Annotated in this window: 11 protein-coding genes; 6 read left to right on the top strand and 5 right to left on the bottom strand. The window is 67.0% G+C overall.

Going from position 1 to position 12,535, the window contains the following annotated elements; translation table 11 throughout:
• Positions 1–162 precede the first annotated feature (162 nt).
• Genes ACFU5M_RS00555 through ACFU5M_RS00545 form a run of 3 tightly spaced genes read left to right on the top strand, consistent with a single transcriptional unit; the run spans position 163 to position 3,286 of the window.
• Positions 163–2,466: a nitrate- and nitrite sensing domain-containing protein gene (locus ACFU5M_RS00555; RefSeq protein ID WP_379041639.1), complete on the top strand. Its 2,304-nt coding sequence runs from the start codon at positions 163–165 to the stop codon at positions 2,464–2,466.
• Between the two features lie 32 nt (positions 2,467–2,498).
• The gene (locus ACFU5M_RS00550; RefSeq protein ID WP_379041637.1) at positions 2,499–2,915 is read left to right on the top strand and encodes a roadblock/LC7 domain-containing protein; all 417 of its coding nucleotides are present in this window, start codon (positions 2,499–2,501) and stop codon (positions 2,913–2,915) included.
• Positions 2,912–3,286 carry a DUF742 domain-containing protein gene (locus ACFU5M_RS00545; protein ID WP_379041635.1) on the top strand — a complete coding sequence of 125 codons (375 nt, stop codon included), beginning with the start codon at positions 2,912–2,914 and terminating at the stop codon, positions 3,284–3,286. The genes ACFU5M_RS00550 and ACFU5M_RS00545 overlap by 4 nt, the downstream gene beginning before the upstream one ends.
• 15 nt (positions 3,287–3,301) lie before the next feature.
• On the opposite strand, the gene ACFU5M_RS00540 is transcribed toward ACFU5M_RS00545, so the two are convergent.
• Entirely contained in the window at positions 3,302–5,257 is a 1,956-nt protein-coding gene (locus ACFU5M_RS00540; protein ID WP_379041633.1) for an FAD-dependent oxidoreductase, read from the bottom strand.
• 188 nt (positions 5,258–5,445) lie between these two features.
• On the bottom strand, positions 5,446–6,030 hold the full coding sequence (locus ACFU5M_RS00535) for a hypothetical protein (protein ID WP_379041631.1): 585 nt from the start codon (positions 6,028–6,030) through the stop codon (positions 5,446–5,448).
• Positions 6,031–6,444: 414 nt separating this feature from the next.
• Here ACFU5M_RS00535 and ACFU5M_RS00530 point away from each other — a divergent pair, with 414 nt between their 5' ends.
• Positions 6,445–7,644, top strand: a complete 1,200-nt coding sequence (locus ACFU5M_RS00530; RefSeq protein WP_379041629.1) for a lipase family protein — start codon at positions 6,445–6,447, stop codon at positions 7,642–7,644.
• 27 nt (positions 7,645–7,671) lie between these two features.
• Here the strand turns inward: ACFU5M_RS00530 and ACFU5M_RS00525 are convergent, their stop codons facing one another.
• Both ACFU5M_RS00525 and ACFU5M_RS00520 read right to left on the bottom strand, forming a co-directional pair.
• Positions 7,672–8,427, bottom strand: coding sequence for a DUF6882 domain-containing protein (locus ACFU5M_RS00525; protein WP_379041627.1), 756 nt, complete (start codon positions 8,425–8,427; stop codon positions 7,672–7,674).
• Between the two features lie 89 nt (positions 8,428–8,516).
• Complete coding sequence (locus tag ACFU5M_RS00520; protein ID WP_379041625.1) at positions 8,517–9,044, bottom strand: hypothetical protein; 528 nt, start codon at positions 9,042–9,044, stop codon at positions 8,517–8,519.
• Positions 9,045–9,343: 299 nt separating this feature from the next.
• Here ACFU5M_RS00520 and ACFU5M_RS00515 point away from each other — a divergent pair, with 299 nt between their 5' ends.
• Positions 9,344–10,300: an oxidoreductase gene (locus ACFU5M_RS00515; RefSeq protein ID WP_379041623.1), complete on the top strand. Its 957-nt coding sequence runs from the start codon at positions 9,344–9,346 to the stop codon at positions 10,298–10,300.
• A gap of 132 nt (positions 10,301–10,432) precedes the next feature.
• On the opposite strand, the gene ACFU5M_RS00510 is transcribed toward ACFU5M_RS00515, so the two are convergent.
• Positions 10,433–11,455 carry an NADP-dependent oxidoreductase gene (locus ACFU5M_RS00510; RefSeq protein ID WP_379041621.1) on the bottom strand — a complete coding sequence of 341 codons (1,023 nt, stop codon included), beginning with the start codon at positions 11,453–11,455 and terminating at the stop codon, positions 10,433–10,435.
• Between the two features lie 424 nt (positions 11,456–11,879).
• On the opposite strand from ACFU5M_RS00510, the gene ACFU5M_RS00505 reads away from it, so the two are divergent.
• Positions 11,880–12,506, top strand: coding sequence for a TetR/AcrR family transcriptional regulator (locus tag ACFU5M_RS00505; RefSeq protein WP_379041619.1), 627 nt, complete (start codon positions 11,880–11,882; stop codon positions 12,504–12,506).
• Positions 12,507–12,535 lie beyond the last annotated feature (29 nt).

Here is a 12,535-nt window from a genome sequence, read left to right as displayed (position 1 = left end):
CAGGTGAGGTACCGCCCGGATCGGGCGGGGCCGTGTCAAAGGTAGGCATTTCAAGCCGTGAGCAAGTGGTCTGAGCTACGCGAATCCGCTGTGGGAGTGGTTCGGTCGAGCCAGCGTGATGTCCGTGGTCGAGTCGGTGTTCGGGTACGACTGCTGGCCATCGTGCTCATATCGAGCGTCACGCTACTCACGATCGGGGTGGGTGCGGCGGGCTACCTGGTGCGATCCGCTCAGGCAGCGAAGGAATGGGCGGAGTTGGCCAGCAGTACGACGGCGCCGGCCATTCTCATGGTGCAGTCGTTCCAGGAGGAGCGGCGCCTGTCGCTGTTGTATCTGGCCGGCGACACCGAAATCGTCGGTGAACTCGCCGCCGCGCGCCAGCGCTCGGACGCGGGGCTGGCGGCGGTGATAGCCAAAGGCGATGCCGCCCGCAAACTGAACCCCGGTGGATCCGCCTCCGATATCGAGGGCTACAACAAGCTCTTCGCGCTGGTTCCGACGCTGCGCGCCGGGGTCGACACCCGCCAGGCCGTGCCGAAGGAGGTCTTCGAGGTCTTCAGTGGGGTGATCGGCACGATCATCGCCGCGTCGACGCTCGCCGCCCGGGTGGCGCCGGAAGCCGACATCGCCATGGAACTGAACTACGGCGTCGAGCCCTTGCGCGCGGCCGAAGCGTTGTCGATGGCGGACACCTTGGGCGCGGTGGCGGTGACCGTCGGTGAGCACACCCCCGAGCAACTGACCGTATTCAGCCGGTTGCTCGGCGAATTCCGCAGTCAGATCGCCTATTCCGGCCGCGTGCTGAAGGGCACTCGCCTCGCTCAACTGCAGCAGATCACCGACGGACCGGCCTATCATAAGGTGCTCGCGATGCAGGACGCGGTGCTGCTGCGAGGACCGGTGGAGGCGGGCTCGGACTTCGACGACTCCACTCGGTCCACCGATGGCACCGGCCGAAGCCAGAGCGGCCGCTCCACCGCGAGAACCGAGCCGGTGCCCATGGATGTCGCGGCATGGCAAGAGGCTTCCGGGCAGGTCGGGGCGAACCTGCTGAAGCTGTGGGACGATCAGAGCCGCGACGCGCACGCCATCGCACGCGAGCGCGGCGACCGGACCGCGCAGCAGTCCATGCTGGGTGGCGCGGCGGTTCTGCTGGTCGCGACGCTCGCCTTCCTCGCGGCGATGGTCCTGGCCAATCGGTTCATCGCGCGCATGCGGCGGCTGCGGCGCGACACCCTGGAATTGGCTGACCAGCAGTTGCCCGAAGTCATGCAAAAACTCGGTCGAGGTGAAAGCCTCGACTCCGAAACCGAACTCACGCGTCTCGATTTCGGCACCGATGAATTGGGCCAGGTGGCCGACGCCTTCAACCGCGCCCATATCGCGGCCGTGTCGGCCGCGGTCGCGGAAGCGAAGACCCGGGCGGGCGTCAACGCGGTGTTCCTCAACATCGCCCATCGCAGCCAGGTCGTGGTGCACCGCCAGCTCGCCCTGCTCGACCAGGCCGAACGCCAAGAGGAGAACGCCGACCAGCTCGAGCTGCTGTTCCAGCTCGATCACCTGGCGACGCGGGCCCGGCGCAACGCGGAGAACCTGATCATCCTCGGTGGCGAGAAGCCGGGCCGGCGCTGGCGCAAGCCGGTGCCGCTGCTCGACCTGGTCCGCGCCGCCGTCGCGGAAAGCCTCGACTACGCCAGGATCCAGACCGGCCGGCTGCCGGAGACCCAGGTGTCGAGCAACGCCGTCGCCGACCTGATCCACTTGATGGCCGAGCTGATGGACAACGCGACGGCCTTCTCACCCCCGCAGGCGCGCGTGGAGGTGTCCGGCGTCGTGGTCGGGCGCGGTGTGGCGGTCGAGATCATCGACCAAGGGCTCGGTATGTCGGAGGCCGACTTCGCCGCGCGTAACGAGTTGCTGTCCAACCCACCCGATTTCAGTGTGGTGACCCTGTCCAGCGATACCCGGCTGGGGTTGTTCGTGGTCGCGAAACTGGCCCACCGTCACGGTGTCTCGGTGCGTCTGGGTGAATCGGTCTACGGCGGCGTGCGGGCGGTGGTACTGATTCCGAACGCGCTTCTGCAATCGGGGACGCAACCACGCGAACAGAACGACGGCGACAGTATCGAGCCCGTGCCGACGCCGATGCCGGACAACGCACCCCCTCGGCCTGCGCCGGGCACGGGACGGTCGGCATGGTTCACCTCGTCCTCCGACCAGTCCCGGGCATCGGACCCGCACACCGACAGTCGTGGATTCGACACCGGCGCCGCTCCATATGCCGCGACTGCGCCGGATGGCAGGCCACCGTTGCCACGCCGCCGACGCCAGTCCGCCGACGAGCAATCGGCGCCGCCCGCCGCGGCCCCGGTTCGGCAGCGGACCGCCGATGAAGCACGCAATCTGATGAGTGCCATCGAGAGCGGGACCCGCCAGGGACGCCGGAAGCGTCCCGACTTCGACTAGTCCGCAATCCCATAGACATGCAGAAGGCGACGATGACTACTTCCCAGGGAACCGGCCTCGGTTGGCTGCTCGACGAGCTGGTCACCGGACTGGTCGGAGCCCAGTCCGCGGTCCTGCTGTCCTCGGACGGCCTGCTGATCGGCCATTCGGCCCAGCTGGACAAGGCCGACGCCGAGCGGTTCTGCGCGATGGCGTCGGCTCTGCACAGCCTGTCCCGCAGTGTGGGTCATCATTTCGACGCCGGTGGCGTCTGCCAGACCGTGGTGGAACTCGACCGCGCGGTGCTGTTCGTCACCACCGCGGGGGCCAACGCGTGCCTGGCGCTGATGGCGTCCGAGACCGCCGATATGGGTATGGTGGCCTACGAGATGAACCAGACGGTGCAGCGAGTCGGAACACACCTGTCGGTCGATACGCGCCCGCACCCACCCGCTTCGACACAGCCATGAGTTATCAGCACGATCCCTGGTACGAGGAAGACGCCGGTCCGTTGGTCCGGCTCTTCGCCATCACCCGCGGCCGGGGTCGTGCCGTGCGCCCGGAACTGAACTTGGTCACCCTGGTGGTCGACAGCGCGCCCGGCGCCGCGCTGCGGCGCACCGAACCGGAATACGCGGCGATCGTGGAGTTGTGCCGCACCCCGCAGTCGGTGGCCGAGGTGTCCGCGCGACTGCGCCTGCCGCTGACGATGACGAAGGTCCTCATCGGCGACCTGCTCGACGACGGCAGGCTGATCTGCCGGTCGGCACCGCCCGCAGCGGGACCGGAGTCGGATCTGGGCGTCCTGCGCGCGGTGCTCGACGGCATCCGCGCGCTCTGACCGCCCGATGGGTGCTCAGACCAGCTGCGCGGCAAGCCGTTTCGCGTTCATGTAGGCGATCGCCTCGATCGAGACCATGGGGTTGACACCCGAGGCCGTGGGGAAGCAGGACGCGTCGGCGACGACGATGTTCGCCGCCTCCCAGGTGGCGCCGTCCGGGTTGGTGGCCGAGGTGTCCGGTGAGCCACCCATCCGCGCCGAGCCCATGATGTGCAGCGCGCCCAGGGAACACTGTCCCGGCCCGTACCCGGCGGCCCGGCATGCGGCGGCGAACTCGGCATGCGAGCCGCGCCGGCCCGGCTCATAGGAGATGCCGGCCTGATGCCCGGAGAAGATGCGCTGCGCCCCCGCTGCCTCCAGGATGCTCGCCGCGCCCTCGAAACCGGTGTGCAAATGGGCGGCGTCGTAGTCCGACAACCGGTAGTTGACGATCGGCTCACCGGCGCGATCGACGGACACGGTACCCGAATCACGGTCGCGAGTGATGATGCCGATCGCGTTCGAATGCGCGAAATCGAGCATGGTGGCCCGATGGTCCGCGGCGCCACGCCAGCTCATGAACCCGGTGGCGAGACCCGGATGGATCGGGCCGGTTTCGTAGATCACGCCGTAGCCGTTGCCGTCCAGGTCACTGTGCCTGCGGCAGATCCGGGTCTGCAAGCCGCCTTCCCACGGCCGGATCTCTTCCTCGAACACGCCGAACACCGCGGCCGCCGGATGCAGCCGCAGATGGCGGCCGATGTTGTCGTTGCGCAATCCGGAGCGCCGCAGCAACGCCGGGGTCTGGATCGCGCCGGCCGCCACCACCACCGCCCGAGCGCGCACCTCGATCGCCACACCACCGGAGGTGACCGCCGAAACTCCTTGCGCCCGACCGCCGTGCACGGTGATCCGCCGTACATCGGCGTCCACGACGAGCCGAGCGCCCCGATCGGCCGCGTCGGCGAGCCAGGTCTTGGTCACCGACTGTTTGGCGCCCAGCCGGCAGCCGTATCCGCAGCGACCGCACTCCACGCCGGCATCGCAGGCGTCGGTGACGTTGCGCGGCAACGTGTCCACTTCCCAGCCCAACGCCTGGGCGCCGCGCTCGAGAACACCGTCGCGGGCCGACAACATCGACCGCTGGTCGGTGACGCCGAGCCGCCGTCGCACCACCTCGAGCGCTTGGTCGAACTCGGCCTCGGCGAACTGGGCGGCGCCCAGCGCGGCCCACTCCGCCCGGACGTCCTGCGGCGTCGGCAAGGACGTGCTCCAGTTCACGACCGTCCCGCCGCCCAAACAGGTGCCCGCGACGAGGGTGATCTGGCCTTCGGTGGATCCGGGCGGTCCCGGCGCGTACAGGTGTTGCAGCCCGCCGAGCTCGCCGGTGCCGAAATCGCGGTCGTCGTAGTAGTTTCCACGCTCCAGCACGACGACGTCGAGGCCCGCTTCGGCCAGCACCGCGGCGGCGACACCGCCTCCGGCGCCGGAACCGACGACCACGACGTCACAGTGCAGTTCAGTGGCTTCGCCGAAGTGCAGCGGAGTCAACGCGGGCGCGGGCGCCGCCTGGAGCGGACCGGCCGGGGCCGGATACCCGATCTCCTTCCACAGCGGATTGACGCCCGCCGGGCCGGGGGTGACGTTGTAGGACAGCAGCGACGCCTGTTTGAGCGCCTGGAAGATCACCCGCACGGACTCGAAGCGGGAATCGGCCAGGCGCAGCAATACCCGTTCCCGTTCCGCCTGTGCCAGGCTGGAGAAACGCCGGGGACCACTGCCGGTGAGCAGGCCCGCCAGCCGCGAATCCCACAGGTTCAGCAGCGTGGCAAGTTGCTTCTTCTCGGCCTCGCGGGGATTGCGCCCCAGCAACTCGAAGACGGTGTCGACGGCGCCGAGCGCGCTCGCCGGCGGCAGCGTAAGCCCGTCGCCCGGGTTGAAGGTGTCGCAGATGATGTTCATCGCCGCGCGTTGCTTAGCTGTCGGTTCCATGTCGAACTGTCCCCTTCGTTTCGCCAGTGAGTTCTATCACACGACATGAACAACCACTAACTAAAGTCGCGTTTGCCGAGGTGATAGCAACTTCTTCGAAAGAATTCATGGACACATAGCGCGGCACTCACCCACCTTGCCGACCGATCTGGCCCGCACCCCCTACGGGCAATGTTTCCCCCGGCCGTTCATGCCGGGATGACGACTGCCGCCGCGTATCCGACCGCCAGGAACGCGTGTACGACCGAGACGAGCGCGCGGCCGAGTTCCGCCGCCGGGTCCTCGCGGGTGCGCGGCCGCGCCAGCGACCACCGGGTGAACGTCCGCTCGGCATGCACCGCGAGGCGCAGCAGCTCGGCGCGATACGACCCGAGCAGCGGTTGCTCGCAGGCCCCCAGCGCCGCGGCGGTGAGTTGGGCGCAGCGACCTATCGTCACCACGACCTCGAGCACCTCGTCCGGCACGGCCGTGATGACGTAGGCGTGCGCGAGCGCGGCCGCCGTGTGCGTGCGCTCGAGGACACGGCCGAGCGCCTCCCCGAGTTCGGAGAATTGCTCGCTGTCGTCGACCGCCGGTCCGGATGCCAGCGCAGCGGTCAAGTTGTCCATGACCACGCCGAGCGCGTGCTCGACTCGGCGCAATCGGTGGAGAATGCCGGAGACGTCTACCGGGGAGCACCCGAAATCCGCGATCACCGTCGCCGCCTCGACCAAGGTGGCAGCCGCCGCACGGAAGTAGATTTCGGTCGTCGCACCGGCCGGTACCGTACCCACACCCACTCCTCGGGTAGTAACCCTCGATCAGCCGCCACCGCGTGTCGGCGCCGACCGGACAGCTTCGGCCGGATAGCCTCGGCAGCCCTGCATCATCCAGGCAGCAACCACAACCTGCTGCCCGACTATACGATAATAGTCCATAACATATAACGCCTCTATGCTGGTAGACAAATAAAACCTGCTGGAACTGCGATTTACTTAATGTCCGGCGGTCGATGGCTGGATCTGTCGGCTACAACCGGGCATCGAACCCTTCCGGCCCGGCCTCGCAGAGACGATCGCGGCGTGTTCCCCGACCCGCTCCCCGGCGCCGAGCGTTCGGCGAGATTCGAGGTGACCGCCGGATCCGGCGACCCGCCCGCACACGGGCGATGATGGAGCGGAGCAGATGAGCATCGAGAGGATCGAGGAATGGACCGTCTGAGGCGCTGCCTGGCCGCGGTGGTCGTCCTGTTGGGAGCCGCCGCCGGATGCGGGAACACCGACCGCGCAGCACCGCCTGCCCGCGGTGAGATCGTATCGACCACTCCCCTGATGAGCCTGCCGCCCGAGCAGACCGCGACACTGCTGGCCGACGGCGGAATCCGGACGCCCGTCCGCAACGGTGTCGACGCCTTTCGTCTCGAGTACCGCACGATCACCCCGCAGGGCGAGCCGACCACCGCCAGCGGGCTGGTGGTGCTGCCGCGCACCGACGCTCGGCGGTTGCGGGTGATCAGCTACGAGCACGGGACCATGACACTGAAGAGCGACGCGCCGTCGGTCGACACCCGCAACCTTTCCGAGCGGCTGCGTACGGTTGCGTTCGCCGCCGCCGGATACGCGGCGACGGCGCCGGATTACTTGGGCCTCGGGAATGGTCCGGGGACGCATCCCTACACCCATGCCGCCTCCGAGACCAGCGCTTCGGCCGATCTTCTCCGCGCGGCCGATTCCCTTGCCGCGCAACAGCGCCGAGAGCTGGACCCGGAGGTGCTCGTGACCGGCTTCTCCCAGGGAGGCCACGCCGCGATGGCGCTCGGCAAAGCGCTGCACGCCGGAACGATCCCCGGCTTCGGGGTCGCTGCCCTGGCCCCGGTCAGCGGCCCTTACGACCTCCAGCACGTCCAAGCGCCCGCCGCACTCGACGGGCGCGTCGTACCGGGCGCGGCGGTGCTGTTCCTCTCGTATTGGCTCACTTCGATGAACCGCATCCACCAGCTCTACGACGATCCCGCGGAAGCCTTCCAGCAACCCTATGCCGACAAAGTCGAAGAACTCTTCGACGGCTTCCACAACGAGATCACCATCGTGACCTCGCTGGCCACAACGCCCGCGCAATTGCTGACCCCGCGGTTCCTCCAGTTGGCCACCGAGCCGACCGGCGCGGTCGCCGCGGCCATCGCCGAGAGCGACGGCACCTGCGACTGGAAGCCCCGCGTGCCGGTCCGGCTCTACGCTTCCCACGGCGACCGCGCCGTCCCCTACCCCAATGCCGAGCACTGCCTGCAAGCTCTCGGCAGCGACAACGCCACGCTGCGCGACTTGGGCGAGGTGGACCACGCCGGATCGGCTCGGACCGCCCTGCCCGAGATCCTCGACTGGTTCCAGCACCAGTTCCCACCGAGCTGACCGCCGCCGTCCGCCCGGCTGCGACGGTCAGTGGGATCGGGCCGACTGCGTTTGCGCCTCGCAGGGCGAATCGATGCCATCCGGGACAAGCCGGATATCGAGGTTCGCGATCCGGCCGGATGCGTCGAACTCGACCTCACCCGCCAGACCGTCGCCGCTGAATTCCAGCCACCGGTAGTCGTCGACGAATTCGGTGACCAGCCCCCGCCGGTTCAGGTAGCTGTACACGGCACGCCGATGATCCGTCAGCGGCAGTGCACCGAAACCATAGGCCAGGACCCGAGCGAGGCCGGAGGGGGTGGGCGCGGGCAGCTCGAACGCCGGATGGTCGATGAGGAACGCGACGCAGGCGCCGTCGATGACACCGCAGTAGGAGGTCCAGCGCCCGCACACGATCTTCGCGGCGTCCGCCATCAGCCCGGCCACCTGATAGGGCTCCGGCGACGCACCCCCGAGGGCCACCGGCAGTTCGGCCGAACACAATTCGGCGACACGGTAACGGAAGCCGAACTCGCGCACCGTCTGCGCGGCACGCAGTAGCGACTGGGGGTAGCCCCAAGGATTGACCCACCCCCACAGCCACGTCTCCGCGTCGGCCGTACCCAGCAGATGGACGTCGGTGCATACGAAGGAGCCCGAGTCGCCGGCGAATTCGAGCCGACGGTCCTCCAGGTCGACCTCCCACACGTGTGCGCCGAGCACGTCTTCGAGGTGGAGCCGGTGCTCGAGTGACAGCAAGCCCGCGTCATCGAGAAGTCTCGTCAGTGGCACGGATTGGGGCACCGCGTCAGCGTAGTCAACGCACAGCCACCGCTCCGCTTCTGATCGGGTTTCGAGGGAGGGCGTGCGATCCGGAATGCGGCGACGCCGCGCTACGACGACTTCCGGCCGGGCAAGGGGTGGGGAAGGAAACCATCGGCGAACAGCTGCATGGAGCCGCATCGATCGCACCGGTAGGCATGCTGCTGGACGACCTGCTGGCCCAGCTCGCTGGGGTGGTCGGTCATGAAGCCGGTATGCCCGGTGATGAAACCGAGAATGCCGAGGTAGGTGCGTTGCCGCTCACACCATGGGCACGTCAGGTCCACGGACTCGCGCCTGCGGCGAATCTCGTCCTCCTGCTGCTCGATCCGCCGTTTCGCCTGGTCGATGTAGTGCCGGGCTTCCGACACCGATATCTGACGAGCTTCGCTCCACGGCCCTTCGTAGACACCGTCGACGGCGGTGCGAAGATGCGCGAACTCCGCCTCGGAACAGCGCACCAGCCGGGTACCGCGGATACCACCCTCGGCGCGGTAGGTGACCTCGGCCCGGGAAACGCCCTGCGGAAGACCTCTGTACAGCTTCACCCGCTTCGGGTCATCCGCATCCGGCTTGAATTCGATCCCCCGCTCCGACACACCATCACGTTACCGCCGCGCCGGCGGTAGCGCAGTGCCTGTGCGGCATTGGCCCGGCCTGCTCGAGGAGCGACGCGTCCTGCTCGAAAAAGGACTGCTCAGCGCCGATGAGGGCGGATCGTTCTTGATCGCCGACAAGTTCGCGATCCGCCACCGCAGTCCTCCCCATGTAGGCACCCGACCTCGACGCCACATCAACCGACCTACTGACCGATCCCCGTTCAGACGTTAGTCTAGACAGTTGTCTACATTAGCTGTCAGCGTTCGGCACGACTCCTATCCGAGAGACGAGATGCTCCATGCCTGGGATCAATCGATGGACCGTGCCGGATTACGGCGACCAGAGCGGTCGTGTCGCCGTCGTCACCGGCGCCAATACCGGGATCGGCCTGGAAGTGGCGCGGCAACTGGCCGCAGCGAATACCGAAGTCATTCTGGCCTGCCGCGATGCCCAGCGCGCCGGGGCCGCCCTGGACGCGATACGGGAAACGTGTCCTCGATCGAAACTCGCCGCCGTACTATTGGATTTGGGAAGTTCGGCATCGATCGAGGACTGCGCGAGCCGGCTGCGCGCGCGGTGGCCGGTTATCGATCTCCTGATCAACAATGCCGGAGTGATGGCGGCGAGTCCCGGGCGCACCACCGATGGCTTCGAGACGGACTTCGGGACGAACTTTCTCGGCCACTTCGCCCTGACCGGACGGCTCATCGACCAGATCAGCGCTTCACGAGCAGGTCGCATCGTGACCGTCAGCAGCCTCACGCACCGGCGGCGTTCGGCGACACTGAATTTCGGCGAACTCGACACCCTGGAGAACTTCGACGCCGCCGTCGCCTACGGCCGATCGAAGATGGCTTCGATGGTCTTCATGGTCGAGATGGGGCGTCGGCTCGCCGCACGCGGCGCGTCCACCTTGTCGGTGGGCGCGCATCCCGGCGGAGTGCGCACCAGCATTCTGCGACAGCAGAACCCGCTGGTGCGGCTGGTGTACAACCCTCGCCTGATCGGCTTGACGAACTGGTTCACCCAAAGCGCCGCCGAGGGTGCACTGCCGGTAGTACGAGCGGCCCTCGATCCCGAGACCCGCGGCGGCGACTACTACGGTCCGGCCGGGCGCCGGGAGCTGATCGGACCACCGGTCCTGGTCAAGATGTCACAGCGCGCTCGCGATGCCGAGACCGGTCTGCGCTTGTGGCAGCTCGCAGAGGAGATGACCGGGGTGCGTTTCCTGAGCGGCGAGGACGACCACCTCTAGGGTCGTCGATTCCCAGCGCTCCAGCAATGATCAGCTAGGAAGGTTCCGCCAGAACTCGTCGCGCACAGATTCCCAGCATTCATCAGTAATTCGGGAGACCTGGAGGCGTCCATATCTCGTGTCCGTCGTGTGTCAGGACTCTGCGATCTCGACCAGCTGCTTGCCGAGGTTACGACCCTCGAAGACGGCACGCAACGCGCTCGGCGCGGATTCCAGTCCACTGCTGATGGTCTCGGCAATGGTGATGGCTCCCTGGGCCTGCCAGTCACGCAATGCCATGAAGGCTTCCGGAAAACGGTCGAGGTAATCGAGGAAGATGAACCCCTCCATACGCGCCCGGTCCAGCGCCAGCCTCATATAGTTCCGCGGCCCACATGCCGGATCGGCGCCCTGATACCCGGAAGAGATGGCCCCGGCCAGGACGACACGCGCACGACGGGCAAGGTGCGCCAAACCATGCTCGAGGATACGGCCGCCCACACCGTCGAAGAAGACGTCGACGCCGTTGGGGGCAAGACGGGTCAAACAGGCATCGATATCGTCGTGTTTGTAGTCGAGGGCGGCATCCAGACCCGCATGCTCGGTGATCCAGGAGCACTTATCCGGGCCGCCGGCGATTCCGATGACCGTGCAGCCCAACGCCTTTGCGATCTGCCCCGCGATGGACCCGGTGACGCCGGCCGCCGCCGAAACCAGCACCGTCTGGCCGGGCTCGGGTCGGCCGATATCCGTCATACCGAAGTACGCGGTCAAACCCGGCGCTCCGAACAGACTCAGCATCGACGTAGGCGGCACACCGTCGGGCACCACGTTCAACCCGAACAGCCCGCCCGCCGACCGGACGACATAGTCCTGCCACCCCACCATTCCCGCGACCCAGCTACCCACTGGACAATCCGGATCGTTCGAGCGCACCACCTGCCCGACACCACTACCACGCATCACCGCGCCGATCGGGACGGCGTCGATATAGTTGTCAGCCTCATTGAGCCAGCCCCGCTGGGTGGGATCGATCCCCAGCCAACGCACCCGAATCAAGGCCTCCCCCGGCCCCGGAACCGGCACCGGCACACTCTTCAACTCGAAATCCTTGTCCCGCAGCGCCCCTACCGGCCGCCGCCTCAACACCCACTGCCTGTTCACCACATCCGCCACGAGGGCGATACTAGATCGTCTATACCCCGCCGCTCGACCCCATTTACTGCCGCCCGCATTCGGCATTACCGCGTGTTCCCTGGGTCCAATCGCCGCCACTGTGTGTGACCTCAGCCGCCGACAATATGTGGGAACCGCCATCTATAGCTGGGGGTCGCACCATCACCAACCCGAATCTTGATTATGGTGACAGATACCCTCTGAAAACGGAGCAACTCACAGGCGGTGGTGACCACAACCGCTGCGGCCGCGATCAGATCCGCAGGGGGTGCGGCCGCGTCGGGCGAGTGAGGTCAGCCGACTCGGGGTGTCAGACGGATGACCGGGATTTCGCGGTCGGCTTTTCTTCCGGGCCGTGGCCGCCAGGTCAGATCGTAGGGTTGGCGACGGTGACCTTCCCGGCGACAGCAGGCAGGAGTATCTTATGCCGCCGAACAGTGGGGCACGTCGTCGTCCGACACAGGAACGTGCGAAGGCGACGCGTGAGCACATCCTCGACAGTGCCGCGCGCCTGTTCGGAGAGCACGGGATCGCCAACACCTCGGCCAACCGGATCGCCACCGAGGCCGGAGTGAGCGTCGGCACCGTCTACCGCTATTTCACCGACCGCACGGTCATGGTCGACAAGCTGATCGAGCGGCTGGTGGAAAATGCCGAACAACGCTTCACTCAGCGTGTATTCGGCCTCGCCGAGCAAACCACCGCGGAACTGGTGACGTCCATCTTGGAGGTCATCACCGACGAGTTGGTGGCCAACGCCCAGTTGATACGTGCGCTCTCGGCCGGGGTCTCGTTCTATGACACCGGAATTCCCGATCTCGAACTCCGTCTGCGTCTTTTCGCCAAGGTACTGGTTATCCAGCTGCTGGGCCCGGGCGACGACCACAAATACGACATCATGAGCATCGTGTTGATCAACACCGGGATCGCGGCAGCACTCCGCGCATCGGTGCTCGAGCTCGACAACCAGCAACGTAGGCAGGCCCTCACCATCACCGCGCGTGCGGTCGCGGTGTGGATCGAATCCGAACGCATACAGGACTCGGCATGACGCAGGTCGAACGGGAACAGTCGGCGCAC

This window comes from Nocardia sp. NPDC057455 (assembly GCF_042802775.1).
GTDB lineage: Bacteria > Actinomycetota > Actinomycetes > Mycobacteriales > Mycobacteriaceae > Nocardia.
This window is presented reverse-complemented; position numbering and strand designations above follow the sequence as displayed.